The following is a 24,437-nucleotide window of genomic DNA, read 5'->3' as shown; positions in this document are numbered from 1 at the left end:
TTATGATTTGATCTTGGGATCCAGCGCGTCGCGCAGCCCGTCTCCGAAGATGTTGAACGCGAGCACCGCGAGGAAGATGGTTAAGCCGGGGAAATAGACGATGTGCGGCGCGATGCTCAGATAGTCGCGTCCCATGCTCAGCATGGCGCCCCAGTCGGGCTCCGTCGTCTTCGCGCCCATGCCGAGAAAGCTGAGCGATGCGGCGGCCAGGATCGCCCCGCCGATGCGCATCGACACGTTTACGATGATGCTGGACACGGTCTCAGGAAAAATGTGGCGCCAGATGATGCGGCTGTCCTTGGCCCCCATGGAGCGCGTCGCCTCGACGAACAGCGTCTCCTTGACCGACAGCGTCACGCTGCGGATGATGCGGGCGAACGACGGGGTGCCGAACACGGCGACGGCAATGACGACGTTGGACAAGCCAGGGCCGAGGATCGCGACGATCCCGATCGCGAGCAGCAAATCCGGGAACGAGAACAGCACGTCGCTGCCGCGCATGATGATCCGGTCCAGCCAGCCGCCGTAGTAGCCGCTCAGCAGCCCGAGCATCGTGCCGAGCACGGCCGCGATGAACACGGCGCTGAGACTGACCGCCAGCGTCAAGCGGGTGCCGTCGATGAGCCGGCTCAGAATATCCCGGCCGTACTCGTCCGTCCCCGCCCAATGCGCGGCCGACGGACCCTGCATCAGCGCGTCGTAATCCGGCGTATCCGGATTGTACGGCGTCAGCAAGGGGCCGAAGACCGCGACGAGCAGCAGCAAAAGAATGAAGCAGGTTGCCGCGAAGGCCAACCGTTGTTTGCGAAATTTGCGAAAAAACGTCTTGAACCGCCCCCCCGTCCGGGCCGGAGCGGCCGCCTCGAGCGGCACCGCGGCGCCTCCCGGGCGATTGTCGAGCGAATTGTCAAGCATGGTGTCCCTCCTCCACGTGGCTATGGCCCATCCCGTCAGGAATACCGGATCTTCGGATTGAGTACGCCGTACAGCAAATCTACGATCAAGTTAATGAGGATGAACTGGGTCGCAAAGATGAGCAGCAGCGCCTGGATGACCGTGTAGTCCCGGTACAGGATCGAATCGACGAGCAGCCGGCCGATCCCCGGGATGCTGAATACCGTCTCGACCATGACCGAACCGCCGAGCAAAAAGCCGAATTGCAGCCCCGCCACCGTGACGACCTGAATGAGCGAATTGCGCAGGGCGTGGCGGCCGACGACAAGCGTCTCGCGCAGCCCTTTGGCCCGCCCGGTGCGGATGTAGTCTTCGCGCATCGTCTCCAGCATGGACGACCGCGAGTAGCGCGCCAGCATCGACATGATGCCCGCCCCCAACGTCAGCGAAGGCATGATGTAGGACTTCCAGGAGTCGACGCCGCCCGTCGGCACCCAGCCGAGCTGCACGGAGAAGATCTGGATGAGCACGAGTCCGAGCCAGAAGCCCGGCACCGACATGCCCGAAATGGCGATCAGCGTCCCGGCGTAGTCCGGCCAGCGGTTGCGGTACACCGCGGAGACGACGCCGATCAGAATGCCGATCACGAGCGCCCACGCCATGCTGAGGAAGGTCAGCCAGAGCGTCGGCATGATCCGGCTCGACAGCATGTCGGTCACCGGCAGCCCCGAGCGGATCGACTGTCCGAGGTTGCCGCTCAGCAGGTCGCCCATGTAGTTGAAATATTGCCGCCAGAGCGGCAGGTCCAGTCCGAGCTGGTGCTGGATGCCGTGAATCTCCTCGAGCGTGGCGTCCTTGCCTGCGATGAGGCGGGCCGGATCGCCCGGGATCAGGTGGATGAACATGAAGACGAGCACCGACACGATGAACAGCAATGGGATGACGCCGATCAGTCTTTGCAACGCATATCTGCCCAACGCGATAGACCTCCTTCCGGATCGATAAGAGAAAAGGGAGCCGCTTCTCGCCTAAAGAATAGAAGCGGCTCCGTTCCGTGGATATGAGACTTCGCCTTGCCGTGATTATTTGACTTCCGCGTTCAGCACGTTGATGGAGCCGTCCGGGAAGACCTTCACGCCGCTCAGCGACGTCCGGCTGCCGGAGATGATCTGATCCACGCCCATAAAGGCCCACGGAGCGTCGTTCCAGATCGTCTTTTGGATGTCGGCGTAGATGGCTTTCGCCTTCTCCGGGTCGGTCGCCTTGTTGGCCTCGGCGATCCACTTGTCTACGTTTTCGTTCTTATAGTAGGCGGTGTTGGAGCCCGCCGGCGGGAACATTTCGCTGCTGAACAGACCGCGCGTCGCGCCGTCGGCGTCGCCGGAGGACGGCGACCAGCTGACGTACCACATTTGGATCTTGGCTTCTTGCGGCGTCTTCGCGGAGTTGATTTGGTCGGACAGCGTGCCGCCCTCCATCGACTTCACGTCCAGCTTGATGCCGACGAGCGCCAGCTGCTGCTGGATGAATTGCATGCCCTTGATCGTTTCGGAGTCGTTCTCGCCCCAGATCTCGGCTTCGAAGCCGTTCGGGTAGCCGGCGTCCGCAAGCAGCTGCTTCGCTTTCTCGACATCGTAATCATAGCCCGTTTGCTGCGAGTAGTACTGCGTCTTCGAGGACATCGTCGAATCCAGCTTGACGCCGAGGCCCGACTTGACGACTTTGATGTAGGCTTCCTTGTTGATCGCATAGTTGATCGCTTGGCGGACCTTCAGGTCGTCAAACGGCTTTTTCATCGTGTTCAGCGTGACGTAGCGGACGATCGTGGAGTCGGTCTTGTTGACGACGATGCCGTCCTTGCCGTCCACCTCGGACACTTGCTCGGTCGGCAGCGGGTAGATGAAGTCGGCTTCGCCGGTTTTCAGCATGGCGATGCGCGAGCCATTCTCCGGCACGGAGCGGAACGTGATGCCGTCGACCTTCGGGAAGCCTTGCTGCCAATAGTCGGAATTCTTCTCGACGACGAGGCTGTCGCCCTGGGTCCAGTCCTTAAGCTTGAACGGACCCGTGCCCACCGGCTTTTTGGCGATGTCGGCGCCGCTCTCGGACAGCGCCTTCGGGCTGATCATGCCCGCCATGGCGACTTTGTTCAAGAAGGCGTTGTACGGTTCGCTAAGCGTGAAAACGACGGTCTTTGCGTCCGGCGCTTCGACCTTGGCGACCTTGGCAAAGCTTTTGCGCAGGCGAAGGTTGTTTTTCTCGTCCTGGATGCGGGCGATATTGGCCTTGACGGCTTCGGCGTTGAAGTCCGTGCCGTCCTGGAACTTCACGTTTTCGCGCAGCGTGAACGTGTAGGTCAGGCCGTCGTCGCTGATCTTGTAGTCGGTCGCCAGCACGGGGACGAGGTTCATGTTCTCGTCGAAGCCGAGCAGGCCTTCGTACATCGTACGGGCCGCACTGATCGAGTGCGTGTCGCTCGCGTTGTGCGGGTCGAGGGTGATGATATTCGTGTTGATGGCGATGGTGATGCCTTTGCCGTTTTTGGAACCGGTGCCGGCGCTTGCGGTCGCGCCGGACGAGGCGCCGGGCGAAGCGGAGCCGCCTTCGCTACCCTTGTTGTTGGAGCCGCCGCAGCCCGCGGCGACGACGGAGACGATGACGAGCAGGAGCAATGCCAACCATGATTTGCGCTTTGCCTTCAACCTCAACACTCCCTTTTCATTTTCGTGTGTATTAGAATAGCTCCCTGTCTGACCGGGATCGGGACACGGAGATTACTCTCGTCCTTCGGCTACGCCCACTGGAAAACCGCCCGACGCTCGCCCACCGGCGTGCCGCCGTCGTTTACGATTTCGTTCGGCACGAGCGCGTAGAGCCGGTCGATCGTCGCCTGGTTGCCGTAGCCGAGACGTTCCAGAATGGAGGCGATGATGCACGGCCACACCTGCTCGGAGCCGTCCGACACTTTGAGCGAGATGCCGATCCGCTCCTTCCGCAGCCCGATGCCGTAAACGCCCTTCGCCCCGCCTTTGGCCGCCAGGTTGTCGTCCTTCAGCAGCGCCGAGCAGACGAACTGGCGGTCGGCGATCATATCGGGATGGTCGTTCATCAGCTTGGCGATGACGGCGGCCGCTTCCCGGCTCGCAGGATCCGCGATCAAGTCGGGGCACGCCAGCTTCAGGTAGGCAAACGCGATCTTATGGAGGGGCAGCGCGAAAATCGGAAGTCCGCAGCCGTCCACGCCAAGCGGAATGGATGCCTTCGGCACCTCGGCGATTTCCGCCACCGTGCCCAGAATCTCCTGCTGGACGGGATGAGACAGCTCGTAATAGGTTCGCACGTCCCAGCCCATCTGCTTGCTGAGACCCATCATTCCGGCATGCTTGCCGGAGCAGTTGTGGAAGATCCGGCGCTTCGGCTCATGGGCGCGCAGGCGCTCCGCCTTCGCCTCTTCGTTCAGCGGGTAGCTGGCGCAGCAGTGAAGATCCTCCTCGCGCAGCTCCATCTTGCGGAACATCGACTCCAGCGCTTCGATGTGATACGCTTCGCCCCGATGCGAGGCGGCGAAGAGCGCGGCTTCCGTCCCGGTTAGACCGTAATCTCGGTCGATGCGGCGCTTCATCGCCGGCATCGCCTGAAACGGCTTGGCGGCGGATCGCAGAAATGTCAGGTGATCCGGATCGCCGGCTTTGTATAGAACGCGGCCCCGCTCGTCCACGACGCTGACCGCGCCGTAATGCACGTTTTCGAGGACGCCCCCGCGATACTCTTCGACCAATGGCGTGAATCCCATGTTGTTAGCCCCCCTGCTCTCCGCAGCTTATTCCAATGCAAAAAAACGGTTTTGCGACAGCAGGCCCGATCCGATCATGACCCCTCGTTCGTCCAGCAGCGAACGGTGAAAGGCAAACGAGCCGACGAGCGGCATCCAGACGTAGCGGGACAAGTACATTTGCCCGATCTCGTCGTAAATTTCGGGAAACTTGTCCACCAGCTCGCCGCTCAAGATGACGCTGTCGGGGTTGTACATGCAGACGACGTTGTTGATCGTGATCGCCATGTACATGAGGGCGCGCTCGATCAGGTGCATCGCCCAGTGCTCGCCCGCGCGCCGCGCCGCGAACAGCTCCTCGATCGTGTCCACCGGACGGATCCGGTTGGCTTCGGAAAGCAGCGACCCGATGTTGATGTACGTCTGCAGGCAGCCCGCCTTGCCGCATTCGCACATCATCCCGCTCGGATCGACCGTCGTGTGCCCGATCTCGCCCGCGCTGTTCATGCCGCCGCGGTAGATGTCGCCCTCGAGGATGATCGCGGAGCCGACGCCCTGACCGAAGCCGAGCAGCGCCGTGCGGGTGGAACCGACCGCCGCGCCTTTCAAATGCTCGGCGAGCGCCCGCACCTTCAGCTCGTTGTCCACCGCGATGTCGTAGCCGGTCAGCGCCTTCAGCTTGGCGGCCAGCGGCACATTCTTCCAGCCGAGCTGGACGGAGAAGACGACGATGCCTTCCTCGTTGTTCACGATGCCGGGCAGCCCGACGCCGATGCCGACGATGCGGTCTTTGTCGATCGACTGCTGCTGCGTGAGCTGTCCGATCGCTTCGCCGATCCGCTCGATCGTCCGGTCGGGACCCTCGTCCGCCACGCGCGAGTACTTGCCGCTGCAGACGAGCTTGCCCTGCAGGTCTACGATGCCGACGCTCATGACACTCCGGTCGATCTCGACGCCCACCGACAGGACGGAGGCGTTCACCATGCCGAGCAGCGTCGACTTTCGGCCGAGCCCTGCGGAAGTTTGCTCCGCGTCCACCAGGTACCCCTGCTCCGCCAGCTCCCCGACGATCCGGCTAACCGTGGTCGGGCTCATGCCCGTTCGTTTGGCGATGTCGGCGCGCGAGATCGGATGATGGTTCTTGATGATCTCGAACACCGTCAGCTTGTTTTGCTTTCTCATAAAACCTTGGTCGTGCTTCTCCACGGGCATTCTCCTCATTCATTTCACCATGAGAGTAATGAAGGCTGGAAAAAGGGGTATCTGAGGGGTTGCAGGTTGAAGATCCTCAAAATATTCGTGCAAAACTGAGTTAATTTCTCCAGTGATGATAATTATAATAGTTTCATAGGGCCTGTGTGTCAATATAGATGACATTCTAAATTTTTGTTTAAACGTGGAAGTGAATGCGTTTACTCCCACGCTGGATTTGAAAAATGCAAGAATGGCGCCGAACGGTGGTTACACATATCTAACATCGAATTGCGTGCACATTTTTTTCAGGACTGGAGAAAGTCGCCTTTTGCGGCGGTGCAAACAAGTAAACCCGGCTCCGCCGTTTCAAGGAAGATGGCGGCACGTTTTTATCGGAGGTCATACGGAAATGGATTGGGCTAAACCTGCACCGCCGTTTCTCGCTTTCGATCCACTGCCTCCTTCTTCAACAAATGATGGGCAAGCGAAAGCCATCGGACCTCCAAGCTTACCTTCGGCATGACGCGAAACGCCGGAATCCGCTTTCCGTGTTGCCTACCCGCCAGGGCATCCAACGATTTAGATGCAAACGTACATCTAATTTTGCTATATTTCCTGCTAACGGTCACTTAGTTGCAAAAGTACAACTAAATCGTCTGTTTTCTGTGTATAGGGCGGATTTACACTAAATTAGATGTACTTTTACAAGTAAACCGCTCCACCCTCCCGAAATGACCCTAAACAGATGTACGAATGCAACTAATTGACTGAGCGACCCGAACCGAGCGCAAACAAGGAACCAATTGGCTTACACTAGTGGCGAACCAACGGCCGGAATCCGACGAATTTGCAACAAGACCCAACTGATTCATTCGAAACCAGCCTCGCAATTAGCCACGCGTCCGAGGCAGCCGTCAGGAGTGGAAAGATCGTCAATTGATGTCAATGAAGCCGCATTGAAAACCGCGCTGCTGACTCTCGGGCCCCATTTCAGCCTTATGAGTCAGCCTCTTCTAAATGGCAGTAAAAACGGCTTTGCCGTCTTTCCGGACGGCAACACGTTTTTATCGGAAGTCCTACAGAAATGGAGAGAGTAAAACTTATCCATTCTGCATGACTAAGAAAAGGCGGCCCGGGGTTTTCCCCAAGCCGCCTTCTCTATCTATGCCCAAGCTTCGCTAACGATTCGCGTCTAGCGGGAAAGCTGCCAGACCGATGCGAGGAGGACGGCCGCCTCGGCTCGCGTCAACTGAGCCTTGGGCGACAGCTTGCCGCCGCCGCCGCGAACGATGCCGGCTGCGGCAAGCGCCGCGGCGCTGTCCCGCGCGTAGCCGGCGACCGACGATGCGTCGGCGAAGGCGCCCAGCGCGTCGCCGCCTTCCGGCAGCGGTTGGCCCGCAGCCCGGAGTGCCAGCGCCGTCAGCACCATCATGTCCTCGCGGGCGATGGAGCCGGTCGGCAGGAAGCGATTGTCCCCGGCGCCGGACGCGATGCCCAGCTCCTTGGCCGTCTTCACTTCGTCGTAGTAGTAATCCGTCGTTTTCACGTCGGCGAACATGTCGCCTGACCCGTTCGTCCCTTTCAGCTCCAGCGCCCGGACGAGCAGCGCAAGGAAGTCCGCTCTGCGAATCGGAGCCGAGGGCGAGAAGGTTGTGTCGGATGTCCCTTTGACAATGCCTCGGGAAGCCATCAGCTCGATCGCCTCTTGCGCCCAGGGCACCGTCTTCAGGTCGCCGAACGTCTTGGTCGCGAAGGCGACCGCATACGCGCTGAAGTGGCTCGTCCGGAACCGGACGGCGCCGCTAGCCGCATCATAGCGCGCATTCGGAATCGGGGTAGCCTGGCCTGCCTCGTCTAGGTACCAGATCAGAATGCGGTCCGGACGGCTCAGCTCCGCGGCGGTCGGCGTATACGGGATCGCTACCGTGACCGGCGCGGCCGGGCTGTTCCAGTCGAGCACCCGGTCTCCCGCGAGCACGTCCATGTGCAGGATCGGACGCTCGCCGATCTGGGCGCGAACCGCCGCGTCCAGCCCGTCCCCGCTGCCCGGCATCAGCCGAATCGTTACGTTCTCGGCCCCGCCGGGATTGGTGGAGGCGAGCATGTCGGACGGCAGTTCGACGATGCCGATCGGGGTCCGAAGCGCAAAGACGGCTGCGCCCGCATCCCTGAGCAAGGCGGCCGGCAGCTGCAGCTCGTAAGAAACGGCGCCGGCTACGGCGGGCAGCTTGAGGACGACGCGTTTTTGCCCTTGGGCGTTCGCGTTCGCGAGCCCGAGCGCCTGCGTCAGATCCGAGGCGGAGAGAGTCGCCTTGGCCTTTCCCTGCACGACTTCGACGGTCGGCACGATCCGCACCTGCCCGTCCTTCGTCTCGATCTTCGGTCCTCCCGATGCAGGCGGCGTCGTCGCCGGAGGCGTTACGGGCGGCGTCACGCCGCCATCGCCGCCATCGCCGCCGTCCCCACCGCCGGACGCGGCGTCCGTCGTGGCTCGCGTGACTGCGGACGCCTCCGAGACGAGCCCGTCACGCTCCGCTTTGACGAGATAATAGTAAGTCGTCGCGGCGGTAAGCCCCGTATCCGTGTAAGTCGAGGCGCTCACGTTCGAAGAGGTGATCTTCTCGAACGGGCCGGCCTCCATGGCGGCACGGTAGACGCTGTAAGTCACCGCCGCGTCCTCGTCGCCCTCCCAGCTCAGCCGGATCGAGTCCGAGCCGAGCGCGCTCGCGGCGAGACCCGTCGGCGCGGCCGGCGCTTCGGGCTCCGGTTCGACCGGCGGCGTCAGCTCCCTTACCAAGCGGAGCGTGCCGAGCTTGGAGGTGTTCATGTAGGAGGCGCCCGACGGATCGGCCCAGATCGCGACGCTCGTTCGCTTGCCGTCGCCGCCTCCGTCGTCGTTCACCTGCAGGTCGAAGCCGATCAAGGCCCCTTCCCGCGGCGCGATCTTGTCGAGGTCGATCGCCGCCTCGACGACGTAGCCGCCGTCTACGATCCTGGTCGCGGATCGGAAGTTGTCCGCGGTGGCGTGGCCGCCCACGGTTTTCACGTTTTTGAAGTTGATGCGGTACTGGCCGTCATCGTCCTCGTACGACTCGGTCTTGCCGTTGTTCTGGTCGACGAAAATTTCGATCGAATCCTGCTCGTAGGCGTTGGCGCTCTTGTCGGACAGAAGCGGATCGGCGACGACGGCATAGATGTAAAGATGGCCTTCGTCCCACAGGGTACGGAACTTCGCGGTCGCGCCGCTTGTACCCAGTACCCAGACGCCGGTCGTCAGCTCGCCGGCTTTCTCCCAGACGTCGTCCATCTCGGCGTCGATCGTCGGCGTGCCCTTCGCTGCCTCGGCCCACGTCGGCGCCGCGACGAAGGTCAACCGCCCGTACCCGGACACGTCCTGGTCCTGCGCATTGCGCGGATCGCTCCACGAAACGATCGCTCCGTTTCTCCCCTGCTCGGAGCCGTCATTGACGCCGCTGTCCGTCACTCGGACGTCGAACGGCAGCTGCCTCCCCAGGACGCCGTTCCCGGACAACGGGATGACGGCCGTCGCGACGTATCCGTCGTCCGTCTCCGTCGCGCCGTCCGCGCCTCGGGCAATGGTGATCTTCCGGGCCCCGCCGTCGTTCAAGAACAGCTCGACCCGGTCGTCGCCGGACGCCGACGCGTCCTTTACGGCCACCCGGACGTACAGGTTGTGGTCATCCCACATCGTCTTGAGCTCCGCGCCCAGCGTGCCGATCGTCTCGGTCTTCACCGCCGGAACGAGGCTCCATGCGGGGTCGGCTGCGCCCGCCTTCGGTTTGCCCCGATAGCTGGAACCTGTCTTAGCGATGACCGTCAGCTTCGTAGGATCGACCATCCCCCAGTAGGCGGGCTTGGCCTGAAGACGCTTGTCGAACGGGAAAGGCGCGTCCTGCCTCGTGATCGGACGGTTGGTCAACCAGGTATGATCGTCGGCGACGCCCCAAAGCGTCACGTTGCTGATCCATCCGCCGGGATTGGCCGCGGTACGTCCTTCATCATCGAGCTTTTTCAGCGCTTCGAACAATTCCTTGTAGCGGTAGCCCTGTTTGTCCAGCAGGTCCTGAGGCACCGTCTCGTAAGCATCGGTATTGTTCGTATAGACCGATACGTCGAGCTCGGTGATCTGGTTGTCGAATCCGGCTTGGCCGAACTTGCGGATCGAATCCGAGATTTGCTGGATGGACGGCCCGGTCAGATTGATATGCGTCTGGTGGCCGACGCCGTCGATCGGAACGCCGTCCGCCTTGAGCCGGGTAACCAGGTTGAACAAGAAGTCGCGCTTCTTCGGATCGTGCGTGCTGTAGTCGTTGATATAAAGCTTGGCGCCCAACGCGTTGGCGACCGCCGCATCCGAAGCGTCCGCCTTGAAGTCTCTAAGATGATCGAGCACATTGCGTGTCTCGGTGAACGCGGTGCGGATGAAGTCGTCGCCCGTGAGGCGGTACCATTGGCTGTCCCGCATGCCGTCCGGGCGTCCTTCGTCGATGACTTCGTTCACGACGTCGTACGAGCTCGCGATATCCGCGTAACGCGGCACGACGATCCGGATATAATCCCGAAGCCGCTGAAGGGCGGTCTCTTTGTTTTCCGGCGTCGGCGCGAAGTAGTTGCCTTTGTCGTCCTTCAGCATCCACTCCGCCCCCTGCTGATGCCACAAAAGCGTGTGGAACCGGAGTTTCAGCTGATGATCCCTCGCGAAGTTCGCGATTTGATCGGCGGCGGTGAAGTTCCACTGGGTGCTGTCGGCGCTTTTGCTGATCGAATCCGGCTTCATGGAATTTTCGGCCACGATGGAGCCGTAATGCCGGAGCAGGAGATCCTTGTGCGTATCCTCCAACTGGGCCGGCTCGACCGCCGCGCCGATGTCGAAGTAGTCCTTAAACACTTCTTCCAGCTTCGGAATGTCCGTCTGCACCGGCAGAGGACCGTCAACGGGACCCAGGTAAGTCAATGCAAAGTCGTCGATATAGAACGACCGCGTCTCCCCGTAGTCGTTGGCGACTTCCACGTAGGCGTTCAGCACGGACGGGGTGTTCGCCAGCGTGAACTTGCCCGACAGCTGCACCCACTCGCCGTCCGTTTTGTAAAGCGCTTTCATTATCATAGCCGCTTCCTCCTTTGGCTGGCACCGGAGGAAGTATAGATCTTATTGAGATTATTAAAGATCGTCCTCCCGCAGGCCCTCGTGCATGCAACAAGCCCCCTCCGGCGGATATTCCGTCCGTGGAGGGGGCCTGCTTGATGCGACAACTCCAATTAGAGCGGCAAATCCCGCCTGCGAAACAGCCCGACCGCGAGTCCGAAGGCGACGAGGCCGATCGCGGCGAGGATGGCGGAGGTTACCGCCATGTCTCCGGGTCCGCTCACGACCTCTCCCGGCCGATACAGCGAGAAGAGCGAGAGATTCCGCATCCAGTCGATCTTGTCGCTGAACTTGCCGATCAGGTCCAGGCTGAAAAAGCCGAACGCGATCAGGCCGGAAATGCCGCGCGCCCGCTTCTCGTCGTCCGAGAGCGCGGAGACGAGAAAGGAGATTCCCCCGACGGCAAAGAAAAGCAGAAACGCGGATGCGTTCAGCCGGAGAAATCCGGCGGTGTCGAAGGCGTATTTCCCCCGCAAAAACCAGGCGTCGCCCGCAAATCCGGCAAGCGTAGTGACGCCAAGGATCAGCAGCAAGCCGGTCGCCAGGACGAGCGCTTGGGACAGCGCAACCTTGGCTCTCGTCGTCGGCGCGGAGAGCAGATAGGCCATCGCGCCTTGGTCGACGAGCCGGGCCATGAGCTGCGTCGACAGCTGCACGCAGACGATCGAAAGGATGAGCACGAGGATGAGTCCGTAATATTCCCCGGAGATAAAGGCCTCGGCCGTGCCGAAGCCGTTCAGCCCGAAGGCGCTCCCCACGCCCGGCGGCATGGATGCTACGAGGTCGTCGATGGCTTTGGCGTTTTGGGCGATGCCCGGGTACAGCCAGAACATGAGCAAAATATAGAATGCCGATCCGATCGCGTAGTTCAAAAAGCCTTTTAGATGCACCGACAGCATGCGTCCGTACAGCGCGGCGTTCATGGCGTGATCCCCTTTTTCCGGTCGTAGTAGTTCATGAAAATATCCTCGAGATTTTGCGTGAATATCTCGATGTTGCGCACCTTGTGCCGGGCGATCTCGGCGGTGAAGCGATCGTAGTCGCCCTGGACGGCGACGCGGAGCCGGTTCCCCTCGCGCGATTCGACGGCGAGGCCGGCATTCGCGAACGCGTCCGCAGCGGCCGCTTCCTCGAACGTCACCTCGAACAGCTTGCGCTGCATGGACTGCAGCTCGTGGATGTCCTTCACCGTGATGAGGACGCCATCCTTGATGATCGCGGCCCGGTCGCAGGTACGTTCGATCTCGGGAAAGCTGTGGGACGACAGGAGAAACGTCTTGCCCCGCGCCTTTTCCTCCAGCACGATCTCGATGAACACCTGCTGCATGAGCGGGTCGAGACCGGACGTCGGCTCATCCAGCACGATCACCTTGGGATCGTGCATAAACGCCGCCACGAGGCCGACCTTCTGCTTCATCCCCTTGGACATTTTCCGGATCGGGGTCGTCGGGTCGAACTGCAGCCGCTCGATCAGCTGCGTTCGGCGCGTCTTGTCCCGCAACCCCTGCAGGTCGGCCATGAAATCGAGGAAGCTCTTCCCCGTCATCCCTTCGATGAAGGAGATCTCTCCCGGCAGGTAGCCGATATCCGCCTGGAATCGGCCCTGCTCCCGCCAGGTGTCCCGCCCGTTCACCCGCACGGAACCCCGGTCGGGCTTCATGAAGCCCATAATGTGCCGGATCGTCGTGGACTTGCCCGCGCCGTTCGGCCCGAGGAAGCCGAACACCTCGCCTTGCCGCACCTCGAACGAGACGTCGAATACGCCTCTGCCGTTCGGAAACCGCTTCGTCAACTGCTGCACGGTTAACATGCTGCACCTCCAACAGGTTGTGAAAAAAATGAAATATCGGAACCTGTATATTTCATATGTTATAATAGATCTGGTTTAACCAGTCGTCAATGATTTTATGAAATATTTTAACTGTGATATTTCACGAATTAGTTCAGGGGGATCGCCGATGAACGGCTTCGAGAAACGGGCGCAACAAATCAAAGATAGAATTCTGAGCACCACGCAGGAGTTGCTGCGGACGACCCCTCCGCGCAAGCTCCGCATCGCCGACATCGCCAAGGCGGCCGAAGTGTCCCAAGTGACCATCTACAACTACTTCGGCAGCAAGGAGGAGCTGATCCGGGAGGTGTTCCGCAGCTTCTTCGATCAAGTCATGAACGATTATGAGGCGTTCATGGGCGAAGGGCACACGGTGAAGGAGCAGATCGAGTACATCCTTCAGCTGGAAAAGACGGTCTATCACGCCAACTTCCCGCCCGGCCTGGTGAAGGAGCTGCTCGCGGAAGATCAAGAACTCTATAGCTATATGGAAGAGCAGTATCGGGAGAGAGCCGTTCCGCTGACCGTCCGAATGATTCAGGCGGGCAAGGACAGCGGCGAGATTTCGGAGGCCGTCACGATCGAGCACATCCTGACGCTTATGCAGCTCTATATGAACCAGTACGAGTTCATCCTGTCTGCGGCTCAGCGAAGCGAGGACCTCGACCGCTTCCTGGAGGGCATGGTCCATATGTTCTTTTACGGCATCTGCGGGAAGCCCTAAGGGGCTTGAGGGGCGGACGGGACCGAGACGGCGGGGAGAAAGCGTAGTTTGGAGCTGCGGCCCATAAGGGAACGGGATATGTGGATGGTTCGAAAGAGCGGTAGGAGATACCGCTCTTTTGCGTTTATGCGTTGCGTGGCGCGGATGTGCGGTTCAAACTCCGGATGAGGCGGATGTGCGGTAAATGGTACTGCTCTTCGGCGTTCATGCGCCGGATGAGGCGGATGTGCGGTAAATGGTACTGCTCTTCGGCGTTCAAGCGTCGGATGAGGCGGATGTGCGGTAAATGGTACTGCTCTTGAGCGTTCAAACGCTGGATATAGCTGATGTGCGGTAAATGGTACTGCTCTTCGGCGTCCATACGCCGGATGAGGCGGATGTGCGGTAAATGGTACTGCTCTTCGGCGTTCATGCGACGGTTGAGGCGGATGTGCGGTAAATGGTACTGCTCTTCGGCGTTCAAGCGTCGGATGAGGCGGATGTGCGGTAAATGGTACTGCTCTTGGGCGTCCATACGCCGGATGAGGCGGATGTGCGGTAAATGGTACTGCTCTTCGGCGTTCATGCGCCGGATGAGGCGGATGTGCGGTAAATGGTACTGCTCTTCGGCGTTCATGCGACGGTTGAGGCGGATGTGCGGTAAATGGTACTGCTCTTGGGCGTTCAAGCGTCGGATGAGGCGGATGTGCGGCAAATGGTACTGCTCATGAGCGTGTTCATACGCCGGATGAGGCGGATGTGCGGTAAAATCTGCCGCACATCGCCCGCTTAACGCTGCTGCATCGCCACGCGCACGCCGAGGCTGATGTAGATCGCGCCGACGATTTTGCCGCTCCACCGTCCGAGCCAGGACACCCGCCGCAGCACCCGGCCGAGCGCGCCGACGGAGAGGGCGAGGAACGTCGTGTAGAGGACGCTCAACAGCACGAAGACGAGGCCGAGTTGGAGAAACTGCGCGACCGACGAGCCGTGCGCCGGGTTGACGAACTGCGGGAGGAATGCGAGGAAAAACAGCGATGTCTTCGGGTTCAGCACCTCGATGACGACGGCCTGCCCGAAAGCCTTTCGCGGCGAGACCGGGGCGATCTGCGGCAGCTCGGGCGCTCTCGGCTTTTCCAGAATTGCCTTGATGCCCAGATAAAGCAGGTACGCGACGCCGGCGTATTTCACGAATTGAAAGGCGACCGAGGACGTCATCAAAATCGCGGACAGCCCGACCGCCGCGAACAGCGTGTGGATCATATCGCCGGTCGCGATGCCGAGCCCGGTCAGGATGCCGCCTTTTCGCCCTCCTTGGGCGGTACGGGTCACAGTGAGCAGTACCGCAGGGCCCGGAATCAGAAACAACCCCAACACGACGACCACGAATCCGACCAGCGTCGAAAATGCCAACACTACGCTCTCTCCCCTATCCTATTGGATGTTCACTCAATGTCCCTAACGTAACACGGCAGCCATCCCATGAAAAGCGTTTTGGCGAACGTCATCGCGTAATCGTGCCGGTCGCCTCGCTCGCCATAGCTCGCGAAATGTCCGAGCACGCCGATGAGGACGTTGTCGAGCAGGCGCGGCTCGTTGGCCCCTCCCCGCTCTTCACGGACGAACGGATCGGCGCGCCAAAAAAGCCCGCCGCTTCCCGAAGGAAACGCGGCGGGCCGCCTCGTCCGCAGCTCTGCAACCGCCAGCCGACTAAGCCAGCTTGCGGCGGAAGTAGCCGGAAACGAAATCGATGAGCGTCACCGTAACGATGATACCGAGCAGGATGATGCCGACCCGGTCCCAATGGCGCGTATTGAGAGCGAAGATCAGCGGCGTCCCGATCCCGCCCGCGCCGATGATGCCGAGGATCGTGGCGGAACGGACGTTCAGCTCGAAGCGGTACAGCGTGTAGGACAGGAAGCCCGGCAGCACCTGGGGCAGGATCGCGAACCACAAAATTTGAAAGCGGCTCGCCCCGGTCGCGACAAGCGCTTCCGTCGGTCCGGCGTCCATGTTCTCGATCTCCTCGGCGAACAGCTTGCCCAGCATGCCGATCGAGTGCAGGCCGAGCGCCAGCGCGCCGGCGAAGGAGCCGGGACCGACCGCCTTGATGAAAAGCAGCGCCATCACGATCTCGGGGAACGTTCGGATAAAGCTCAGGATGAGCTTGCCCGCCCCGGACTGCAGCCGCGGCTTGTTCCGTCCGGACGCCGCCCAAAAGGCGAACGGCACGCACAGAATCGCGGAGATAAACGTGCCGAGCACCGCGATCGCGAGCGTGTCCAGCAGCCCGCGAAGCAGATCCTCCCCGTCGGGCAAGTACACGTAGCCCCAATCGGGATGGAACAGCCCGTGGAAAATCGAACGCGTAATTTGTCCGGCCGTCGGCTTGATGCCTGACACGGGCAGGCCCCAGAACGTCCAGACGTAGATCAGCACGACGATCGCAAAGATCAACCAGCGAATCCACCGTTTCCGACTCATAGCAACTTCTCCCGCAGCTTTGTGCTCAAGTAGTCAACCGCAAGCACAATGGCCAGCGTGAACAAAATGATCGTATTGGTTTTGTCGTATTCCAGAAAGCCCAGCGTCTTCTCGTAGTAAAGCCCGATCCCGCCGGCCCCGACCAGTCCGAGCACCGCCGCCGCCCGCACATTGATCTCGAACGTGTACAGCACGTAGGAAATGAAATGCGGGATGATCTGCGGCACGACGCTGAACAGGATCAGCTGCAGCCGATTGGCGCCGACCGAGGTCATCGCCTCTAACGGACCTCGGTCGATCGTCTCCAGCGATTCGTAGGTCAGCTTGGCGATCAGTCCGACGGAGAAAACCGCCAGCGCCAAAATGCCGGGGATCATGCCGAGCCCGAAAATCGCGACGAACATCGCCGCGAGCAGCAGGTCCGGAATCGTACGCAGCAGGTTCAGGATGAAGCGGAACGTCTGATAAATCCACGGCGAACGGACCATGTTGGCCGCCGCCAGCACGGCGAGCGGGACCGCGACGATCGCGCCGAGCGTCGTCCCCGCGATCGCCATGCGGATCGTATCCAGCATCGGGTGGACGACGTTGTCGAAGTAGCTCCATTTCGGCGGGAACATTTCCCGAAGCAAGTCCCCCATATTCGGCAGGCCCTTGAACAGGCGTCCGAACGAGGCCTCGATCCGGTGGGCGCTGCCCCACAGCAGAAGAACGACCAGAACGAGGGTGAGCCCGTGCTTCAGCTTGGACGGCGGCTTCGGCAGCGCGGCGGCCGGCGTTGGCGTCCCGCTCATGGCTGCGCGCCCTCGAGCAGCTCGTCCCGCTGGATCGGACGGCCGTAAATCTCGGAGAACCGCTCGTCCGTCGCCTCGGCGACCGGGCCGTCGAAGACGACCTCTCCGGCCCGCAGGCCGACGATCCGCGTCGCGTATTCGCGGGCGAGATCGATGTAGTGCAAGTTAACGATGGTCGTGATGCCGAGCTCCCGATTGATCCGCTTCAGATCGTCCATGACCTGCTTGGTCGTGAGCGGATCGAGCGAGGCGACCGGCTCGTCCGCGAGGATGATCTGCGCCTCCTGCGCCAGCACGCGGGCGATCGCGACGCGCTGCTGCTGGCCGCCGGACAGCTGATCCGCGCGGATGTAGGCCTTCTCCGCGATGTTGACCCGGTTCAGCGCCTGCAGCGCCAGATCGACGTCCGCCTTCGGAAAGCCGAACAGCGTCCGCAGCGTGGAGTGATACCCCACGCGTCCGGCGAGCACGTTGCGCAGCACGGACGACCGCTTCACCAGGTTGAAGCTTTGGAACACCATGCCGATCCCCCGGCGAATGCGGCGCAGCTGGGCCCCTTTGGCCGCGGTAATCGACTGGCCCTGGATCCGGATGTCGCCTTCGGAAATTTCGTGCAGCCGGTTGATCGACCGGAGCAGCGTGGACTTGCCTGCGCCGGATAAGCCAACGACGACGACGAATTCGCCTTTATCGAAGGTTAGATTGATGTTGTTCAGCCCTTTGGTGCCGTTCGGATAGATCTTGGACACGTTGCGAAGCTCGATCAAGTACATTCAGTCCTTTATGCGTTCGGGATAGGTGCAGCAAGCCCGAAACAAAAGATCAGCCAGCGAATCGAAATTCGGCTGGCTGTCGAGGAGGAGGCGATAAGGTCAAGCGGTCGTGCGGGCCGGGAAAGTGCGACCGATTACTCGGTCTTCACCTTCGCGTTGTACTCGCGCACGATGTTGAAGATGCTGTCATTCGACTCGACGTAGCCTTCGTGGGTGTAGATGTCCTTGATGATGGCATGTCCTTCTTCGCTCTTGCCGATGTCGATGAAGGCTTGTTTCAGCTTGGCGATGAAGTCGGCGTCCATGTCGGCGCGGACCGAGATCGTGTCGTTCGGGATCGGCTCCGTGAACGACAGCACGCGGGTATCCTCGAATACTTTCGGATAGTCCTTTTTCACGGTGTTGCGAGCGTCTTGGAAGATGGCGGCCGCGTCTACGTCGCCGTTCAGGACGGCGATAACGCCTTGGTCGTGGCCTTTGACGGTGATCGGATCCACGTCGTGCAGCGGGTCCAGGTTATGATCCATGAGCAGCGCCGCAGGCCATACGTAGCCGGCCGAGGACGTCACGTTCTGGTAAGCGATCTTCTTGCCCTTCAGGTCTTCGATCGACTTGATCGGGGAGTCCTTTTTAACGATGATCATGGACTTGTACGAGTCGGCCAGCTGGTCCGTCGGCGCGCCCGTCTCGTCGTTGACGCCGAAGCGCTGCGCCTGCAGGATGACTTCGGCCGCGCCCTTGTCCTTGGCGAGAACGTACGCGGTCGGAGGCAGGAAGCCGACGTCGACTTGCTTGGAAGCCATTGCTTCGATGATCGTATTGTAATCGGTCGATACGCTAACCTTAACGTCGATGCCCAGCTTGTCGCTCAGCAGCTTCTCCAGCGGCTTCGCCTTGGCTTCCAGCGTATCCGCGTTTTGCGAAGGAACGAATTGAACGGTGAGGGTCTTGGGAACGTAGCCAGCCGGAGCGGATGCCTCCGGAGAAGCCGACTCGGTGGCGCTGGGGCTGGCGCTCGGGGAAGCGCTGTTGCCCGCATTATTATTGTTCTTGCTGCCGCAACCGGCCAGCAGCAGCGCGACGACGGCCACGAGGCTTACGAGTACGGTAAATCTCTTAAACATATGAACCCTCCACCAAACTGTATTTTTATTTTTGTTACGGATGCAATGTTAGCATAGGTCATTAGGCCCGTCTCGCGATTATTGTAAACGCCATGTTAATTTTCTGTTATCTGTAAGGAATCTATGCAGGGAGGCGCTATACTCAGGAAGGAGGGGATTGAACATGCATGCGCAAGAGGAAGCTATCGTTACGATATTAAGCACTAGCGACGTCCACGGCCATCTCTATCCGACGGACTACCGGGGGCCGGGAGACAAGCCGCTCGGCATGGCCAAGCTGTCCACGCTGATCGCGCGGGAGCGCCGCGCGAATCCGGCCGCCCTGCTCCTCGACAACGGAGATCTCCTGCAGGGCACGCCTTTTATGTACCATTATGCGAAATATGACGGCACCGGCGTCCATCCGGCAGCTCGGGCGCTGAACGCGCTCGGCTACGACGCCGCCGTCCCGGGCAACCACGAGTTCAACTACGGGCTAGATCTGCTGCGGCGCGCCATCTCGGATACGTCCTGTCCCTGGCTGTCCGCCAATATTCGAAGCGAAGCCGACGGCCAGCCGGCCTTCGGTCAGCCTTACCGCGTCTTCACGATGCCGCAGGGGATCCGGATCGCCGTGCTCGGGGCGACGACTTCCTATATCCCAAATTGGGAGGAGCCTGCCCATATCGAGGGTCTCGCCTTCGAAGATGCGGCGGCGTCCATCCGGCGCTGGGTCGCGCGCATTCGGGAGAAGGAACGTCCGGACGCGGTCGTCGTCTCCTATCACGGCGGCTTCGAACGGGACCCCGCGACGGGGGAGCCTACCGAGCCGCTTACCGGGGAAAACCAAGGATACGAGATCTGCGCGGACATTCCGGGCATCGACGTCCTTCTGACCGGACATCAGCATCGGCTCCTCGCAGGCGAGCTTAATGGCGTGGCCTACGCGCAGCCGGGCAGCGCCGGAGAGGCGTTGGCCAGGGTCGAGCTGCGCTTCGAGCGCGGGGATGACGGCGTTTGGCGGCTGGGGCGGAAAAGCGCCCGGCTGTTGCGGGTGGACGCGTCGGTGGAGGCGGACGCGGCGCTGCTCGCGATGTTCGAAGAAGGCGAGCGGAAGACGCAGGCGTGGCTGGATCAGCCGATCGGGACGGCGGAGGGGGATTTGTCGATCGCGGACCCGTTTCTGGCGCGGCAGGCCGACCATGCGTTCACGGAATTCGTCAACCGGGTGCAAATGGAGGTCACCGGGGCGGAGCTGTCGTGCGCGGCGATCTTTACGAACGAAGCCCGGGGCTTCGCCGGCGCGATCACGATGCGCGACGTTGTGTCGAACTACATTTATCCGAATACGCTGAAGGTCGTGCGGCTGTCCGGACGGGACATCAGGGCCGCGCTGGAGAAAAACGCCGCCTACTTCGCGCTCGACGAAGCGACCGGCGCCCTTCGCGTGTCCGACGCTTATCTGGAGCCGAAGCCGCAGCACTTCAACTACGACATGTGGGAAGGGATCGAGTACGTGCTCGACGTCTCGAAGCCCGAGGGCGAGCGGGTGGCCAAGCTGCTGTACGGAGGCGAGCCCCTGGACCCGGATGCCGACTTCGACGTGGCGATGAACAGCTACCGCGCGGGCGGGGGCGGCAACTTCGACATGCTGAAGGACAAGCCGGTCGTCCGCGACCTCCCGACGGACATGACGGAAATCCTCGCCGATTACATCCTGGCCCGCGGCACGATCGTCGCTACCTGCGACCGCAATTGGAAGGTTGTCTATTAGCGTCTTGGCCCTATCGCGAAAGATTGGGGAGGCGGGCGAATATGATTCGATTCTTTAATTGGGTTCTCCTGCCGTTCTACCGGAATAAGGAACAAAATGAGCCCATTTCATCATTTCGAACCCTCATGGTTCTAGGATTTTCAGGCACAAAAAAGAGTACCTCCTCCAATGTTGAAGTGAAAGTTACCACACCAAGACTCAACAAAAGGAGGTACTCTTTTGTATTCTATTCGCCTGACACCCGCTCCCCGTAACGATAAGCAAAAATACGAACCGGGGCCGCCCTCATTCCCCCGCGCCCCGATAGCTCGATCGAAATAGGGAACAAAATGTTCCTTAATTCCCCGTGCTCACGCCGCTCCATCGAAATTAGGAACAAAATGTTCCTTATTCCCCCGCGTCCCGGCAGCTCCATCGAAATAGGGAACAAATTGCTCCTTATTCCCCCGCGTCCCGGCAGCTCCGCCGAAATAGGGAACAAATTGCTCCTTATTCTCCCGCGCCCCGGCAGCTCCATCGAAATAAGCAACAAAACACTCCTTATTCCCCCGCGCCAACTTTGGCTTTTGGGACAGCACCCTCTTTGCTAATGGGCGTATGTCCTTATGGCTCTTTGCCTACCAAACCGGCCGGAACGCGCCCGATTTGCCCTTCGGGAACGTGCCGACCAGGGCGCGCATCTGCTGCCTGAGAGACTGGACTTGCGCCGGACCGAGCGACTGCTCCCAGCGGGATTCGATCGCCGAGAACAGGCGCTCGGTCTCGCGGATGCACGCCCAGCCCCGCTCCGTCAGCACGACGAGCTTGCCTCTCCGGTCCGAAGGATGCGGCTGCCGATTGACGTAGCCGCGCTCCTCCAGATAGTCGATCATGAGGCTCGCCGCCTGCTTGGTGACGCCCAGATGGTCGGCCAATTCGTTGCCCGTCGCGCCGCCGTGGGATATTTTCTGAAAGACGAAGCCGTGAGAAGGCCGGACGTCGTCGAATCCGATCTTCGCCAGCTCCTCGTGCAGCTCCTCGACCGCCAACCTGAACGCGTTCGCAAACAGAATCGTCAGTTCGTAACCCCAAGCTTGCTCTGTCATCGCTTCGTCCCTCCAGCGGATCCGTCCTTTTCGCTTGTACCATTTTACCACGGATCGGCGAAAAAGGACGGAGACCGCCCCGAATCGGGACGGCCCCTGCTGCCGAACGGGTTATTTGATCCGGCACGCCGGTTGTTCGTGCAGCTCCGCGCCGATCTGGCGCAGCAGCGCCGCCGTGTCGAGCAAGGCCCAATGCTCCGCGATCCGGCCGTCCGTCAGCCGATACTCCCGATACAGCGTCACGTTCACCGGAAGGAACGTCGCCTCCTTCCCCCTAAAATTCCCCTGATGCGTGCCGGTCAGCCGGAGCCGGACGATGACGCGGTCTCCCTGTGCGATCACGCTCTCCACCGCGGAGGACTGATCCGGGAACGCCGTCCGCAAGGCGTCAGCCATCCTCGCCAACCCCTCCCGATCCCCGGGGACATAGGCGTGATCCGCATAATCGTCCGTCAAATACCGGTCCAAGCTCTCCGTACGCCCTTCGTTCCAAAATTCCCGGATAAAGTCGAGCACTAGCCCCGTCTGCCATTGTTCCATTTGTATCATCCTCCATTCCATTTAGTCAATTTATTTGACTATTATATTTTAAGTCGACATCCCTCGAATAGTCAAGTTAATTGACTATATAACTTCACCAGAATCGATCCCGGGCCCGAAAACGCGTCCAATCAAAAAAGCCCCTCCTCCGAGGGGCTTCAGCTGACAACAGCCTGATCGAGCGCTTTATCATCCTGTTTGTCGCCTACCCAGCCGCAAAAACAACAGCGCCGCCGAACCGAACCCGCTTAACGCGGGGTCCGCCGCCTGAACGCCTTGGCCGTCATGCCGGTCTCGCGCTTAAACATGCTGCAGAACTGGGCTTCGCTAGAAAAGCCGGACGCGTACGCGATTTCGGAGATCTGCAGGCTTGTCTCGTACAGCATGAGCTGGGCGTATTCCATCCGCTTCTTGTACAAATACTGCAAGGGGGCGATGCCGTATTTTTCCTTAAATAAATGCCGGAATCGGTCGTAGCTGTACCCCGACATCTTGGCGAGCGATTCGATGGATATCTTCTGCCGGTAGTTCTCCTCCATGTAGTTGCGCACGTATTGCAGTTGATTAAGCGAGGACTCCTCCGACTTCCTTTGGTCGGTCAGCCGCTGGATCTGGATGACGAGCTCGCCGGTCATGTGGTTCAGCATGTCGGAGTAGCCGTGCCGTTTGCCCGTGAATTCGTCGTTCATGCGCAGGATCAGCTGCCTCAGCGTGCTGTCCTCGTCGTCCTGAAGGACGGCGTCGATCTGCCGCAGCTCGGGACTGTCGCTGTGAAAGCCGATGAACAGCACGTCGCCCTCCAGATCGTGCCGCTCGTCGTGGATCGTCCCCGCCGAGATGACGGCGAACATATGGTCGGCGAAGGAAAACAGCCGGGACCCGATGCGGGACTCCCCCGCGCCGCCGAAATAATAAACCAGCTCGAAGCACTCGTGTCTGTGAAGGGGAATGTACCGGCTGGATTCCCGCTTGGAATAGAATAGGAAATCAAGCGAGTTCATCGGTCGATCAGCTCCATCTTAGCCGAATCGTATAATAATTCTGGCCGAATGCGGATAAAGAAACGCGCTCCGTTTTGTTACGATTATATCACATGGACAGCCGAATCATTAAAATCCTGACGGGCTTTAATCATGCGGCCGTCGATGGATTCGCCAATCAGAGAAAAGAGGGATCGGTCGATGAAAAAATGGCTGGCACTACTGCTGGTAACGGTAATGTTTCTTGTAACCGCTTGCTCCAAAAACAACAACGCCGGCAATAACGCCGGATTCGGCGACGGCAGCGCGCCGGCCGACAAGAACGCCTTCAAGGTCGTTCTGCTCATTCCGGGCACGCTCGGGGACAAATCGTTCTTCGATGCGGCGAACGCGGGCCTGACCCAGGTCAAAGAGCAGCTGGGCGCCACGACCAAGGTGATCGAGATGGGCGCGGATCAGACGAAATGGGAGCCGACCTTCGACGACGTCGCCGCCCAGGACTGGGACGTCATCATTTCCGGCGGCTCGCAGATTACGGAGCTGCTGAACGCCACCGCCGAAAAGCACCCGGACAAGACTTTCATCAACTATGACACGGACATCCCCGAGGTCGCTTCGAACGTCTACGCCGTCTCCTACGCGACCAACGAAGTGTCCTTCCTGGCTGGCGCAGCCGCAGCGCTCGCCTCGACCTCCGACCTGCCGAACGCGAACCCGGACAAGAAGATCGGCTTCCTCGGCGGCATGGACATCCCGGGCATCAACGCCTTCCTGGTCGGCTATATCGAAGGCGCCAAGTACGTCGTCCCGGACATCAAGGTAGCCATCTCCTACGCGGGCGATTTCGCCAACCCGGGCAAAGGCAAGGAGATGTCCCTCCTGCAGTACAAATCCGGCGTGGACGTCATCTTCAACGTTGCGGGCGGCACGGGTCTCGGCGTGTTCGACGCGGCCAAGGAGCAGAAGAAATACGCGATCGGCGTCGACTCCGACCAGTCGGCGATGATGAAGGGTACCGATGACGAGAAGGCGAACCTCATCCTGACCTCCGCGATCAAGAAGATCGACTCCGTCATCCTGAACGCCGTCAAGCAAGCCAAGGAAGGCACGCTCGCGAAAGGCAAGCTGGACGTTGCGGGCCTGCAGCAGGACGGCGTCGGCCTCGCCGAAAACGACGTGTACGCCAGCGTGCTGCCGGAGTCCATCCGCAGCCAGATCGAAGACCTGAAGGCGAAGCTCGCTTCGGGCGAGATCAAAGTCAGCAACGCGATGGGCATGGATACGGCCCAGATCGACGCAATCCGCCAGTCCGTCAAACCTTGACCGACTGTCCACCGACCATA

General features: G+C 60.6%; 21 protein-coding genes. 3 read left to right on the top strand and 18 right to left on the bottom strand.

The annotated features are described in order from the left end of the window. The 8 genes from LKX83_RS05920 to LKX83_RS05885 all read right to left on the bottom strand — a co-directional run bounded on the left by LKX83_RS05920 (position 1) and on the right by LKX83_RS05885 (position 12,837). Positions 1–915, bottom strand: a complete 915-nt coding sequence (locus tag LKX83_RS05920) for an ABC transporter permease subunit (RefSeq protein WP_227881246.1) — start codon at positions 913–915, stop codon at positions 1–3. 35 nt (positions 916–950) lie between these two features. Next, entirely contained in the window at positions 951–1,871 is a 921-nt protein-coding gene (locus LKX83_RS05915; RefSeq protein WP_227881245.1) for an ABC transporter permease subunit, read from the bottom strand. A gap of 105 nt (positions 1,872–1,976) precedes the next feature. Further along, the gene (locus LKX83_RS05910; protein WP_227881244.1) at positions 1,977–3,596 is read right to left on the bottom strand and encodes a glutathione ABC transporter substrate-binding protein; all 1,620 of its coding nucleotides are present in this window, start codon (positions 3,594–3,596) and stop codon (positions 1,977–1,979) included. A gap of 89 nt (positions 3,597–3,685) precedes the next feature. Further along, positions 3,686–4,687 carry an asparaginase gene (locus tag LKX83_RS05905; protein WP_227881243.1) on the bottom strand — a complete coding sequence of 334 codons (1,002 nt, stop codon included), beginning with the start codon at positions 4,685–4,687 and terminating at the stop codon, positions 3,686–3,688. A gap of 27 nt (positions 4,688–4,714) precedes the next feature. Next, positions 4,715–5,878, bottom strand: a complete 1,164-nt coding sequence (locus LKX83_RS05900) for an ROK family transcriptional regulator (RefSeq protein ID WP_227881413.1) — start codon at positions 5,876–5,878, stop codon at positions 4,715–4,717. Between the two features lie 1,174 nt (positions 5,879–7,052). After that, positions 7,053–10,988, bottom strand: coding sequence for an endo-1,4-beta-xylanase (locus LKX83_RS05895; RefSeq protein WP_227881242.1), 3,936 nt, complete (start codon positions 10,986–10,988; stop codon positions 7,053–7,055). 152 nt (positions 10,989–11,140) lie between these two features. Beyond that, on the bottom strand, positions 11,141–11,950 hold the full coding sequence (locus tag LKX83_RS05890; protein ID WP_227881241.1) for an ABC transporter permease subunit: 810 nt from the start codon (positions 11,948–11,950) through the stop codon (positions 11,141–11,143). After that, positions 11,947–12,837, bottom strand: coding sequence for an ABC transporter ATP-binding protein (locus tag LKX83_RS05885; protein WP_227881240.1), 891 nt, complete (start codon positions 12,835–12,837; stop codon positions 11,947–11,949). Before LKX83_RS05885 ends, LKX83_RS05890 begins: the two co-directional genes overlap by 4 nt. 148 nt (positions 12,838–12,985) lie before the next feature. On the opposite strand from LKX83_RS05885, the gene LKX83_RS05880 reads away from it, so the two are divergent. Beyond that, complete coding sequence (locus LKX83_RS05880; RefSeq protein ID WP_227881239.1) at positions 12,986–13,582, top strand: TetR/AcrR family transcriptional regulator; 597 nt, start codon at positions 12,986–12,988, stop codon at positions 13,580–13,582. A gap of 124 nt (positions 13,583–13,706) precedes the next feature. Here the strand turns inward: LKX83_RS05880 and LKX83_RS05875 are convergent, their stop codons facing one another. From LKX83_RS05875 to LKX83_RS05845, 7 genes are all read right to left on the bottom strand, one after another. Next, positions 13,707–14,276: a hypothetical protein gene (locus LKX83_RS05875; RefSeq protein ID WP_227881238.1), complete on the bottom strand. Its 570-nt coding sequence runs from the start codon at positions 14,274–14,276 to the stop codon at positions 13,707–13,709. 74 nt (positions 14,277–14,350) lie between these two features. Then, on the bottom strand, positions 14,351–14,977 hold the full coding sequence (locus LKX83_RS05870) for a LysE family translocator (protein ID WP_227881237.1): 627 nt from the start codon (positions 14,975–14,977) through the stop codon (positions 14,351–14,353). A 29-nt stretch (positions 14,978–15,006) separates the two neighbouring features. Continuing rightward, positions 15,007–15,252, bottom strand: a complete 246-nt coding sequence (locus tag LKX83_RS05865) for a DUF1861 family protein (RefSeq protein WP_227881412.1) — start codon at positions 15,250–15,252, stop codon at positions 15,007–15,009. Between the two features lie 19 nt (positions 15,253–15,271). After that, positions 15,272–16,045 carry a phosphonate ABC transporter, permease protein PhnE gene (gene phnE, locus LKX83_RS05860; protein ID WP_227881236.1) on the bottom strand — a complete coding sequence of 258 codons (774 nt, stop codon included), beginning with the start codon at positions 16,043–16,045 and terminating at the stop codon, positions 15,272–15,274. Further along, positions 16,042–16,839: a phosphonate ABC transporter, permease protein PhnE gene (phnE, locus tag LKX83_RS05855; RefSeq protein ID WP_227881235.1), complete on the bottom strand. Its 798-nt coding sequence runs from the start codon at positions 16,837–16,839 to the stop codon at positions 16,042–16,044. Before phnE (LKX83_RS05855) ends, phnE (LKX83_RS05860) begins: the two co-directional genes overlap by 4 nt. Then, a complete protein-coding gene (gene phnC / locus LKX83_RS05850; protein ID WP_227881234.1) occupies positions 16,836–17,606 on the bottom strand; it encodes a phosphonate ABC transporter ATP-binding protein in 771 nt (256 codons plus the stop codon). The genes phnE (LKX83_RS05855) and phnC overlap by 4 nt, the downstream gene beginning before the upstream one ends. Before the next feature lie 140 nt (positions 17,607–17,746). Beyond that, positions 17,747–18,736, bottom strand: a complete 990-nt coding sequence (locus tag LKX83_RS05845; RefSeq protein WP_227881233.1) for a phosphate/phosphite/phosphonate ABC transporter substrate-binding protein — start codon at positions 18,734–18,736, stop codon at positions 17,747–17,749. A gap of 163 nt (positions 18,737–18,899) precedes the next feature. Here LKX83_RS05845 and LKX83_RS05840 point away from each other — a divergent pair, with 163 nt between their 5' ends. Next, a complete protein-coding gene (locus LKX83_RS05840) occupies positions 18,900–20,489 on the top strand; it encodes a bifunctional metallophosphatase/5'-nucleotidase (protein WP_227881232.1) in 1,590 nt (529 codons plus the stop codon). Between the two features lie 617 nt (positions 20,490–21,106). On the opposite strand, the gene LKX83_RS05835 is transcribed toward LKX83_RS05840, so the two are convergent. The 3 genes from LKX83_RS05835 to LKX83_RS05825 all read right to left on the bottom strand — a co-directional run bounded on the left by LKX83_RS05835 (position 21,107) and on the right by LKX83_RS05825 (position 23,115). Then, positions 21,107–21,574, bottom strand: a complete 468-nt coding sequence (locus tag LKX83_RS05835) for a MarR family winged helix-turn-helix transcriptional regulator (RefSeq protein ID WP_227881231.1) — start codon at positions 21,572–21,574, stop codon at positions 21,107–21,109. Between the two features lie 111 nt (positions 21,575–21,685). Next, positions 21,686–22,114: an ester cyclase gene (locus LKX83_RS05830; protein WP_227881230.1), complete on the bottom strand. Its 429-nt coding sequence runs from the start codon at positions 22,112–22,114 to the stop codon at positions 21,686–21,688. A gap of 248 nt (positions 22,115–22,362) precedes the next feature. After that, entirely contained in the window at positions 22,363–23,115 is a 753-nt protein-coding gene (locus tag LKX83_RS05825) for a helix-turn-helix domain-containing protein (protein ID WP_227881229.1), read from the bottom strand. Positions 23,116–23,295: 180 nt separating this feature from the next. Here LKX83_RS05825 and LKX83_RS05820 point away from each other — a divergent pair, with 180 nt between their 5' ends. After that, positions 23,296–24,417 carry a BMP family ABC transporter substrate-binding protein gene (locus LKX83_RS05820; RefSeq protein ID WP_227881228.1) on the top strand — a complete coding sequence of 374 codons (1,122 nt, stop codon included), beginning with the start codon at positions 23,296–23,298 and terminating at the stop codon, positions 24,415–24,417. Positions 24,418–24,437: the final 20 nt, after the last annotated feature.

The sequence above is a fragment of the Cohnella baijiui genome (assembly GCF_020731285.1).
In the GTDB taxonomy this organism is placed as follows: Bacteria; Bacillota; Bacilli; order Paenibacillales; family Paenibacillaceae; genus Cohnella.
Note: the sequence above shows the minus strand (reverse complement) of the source record. Positions and strands in the feature narration are given on the sequence as shown.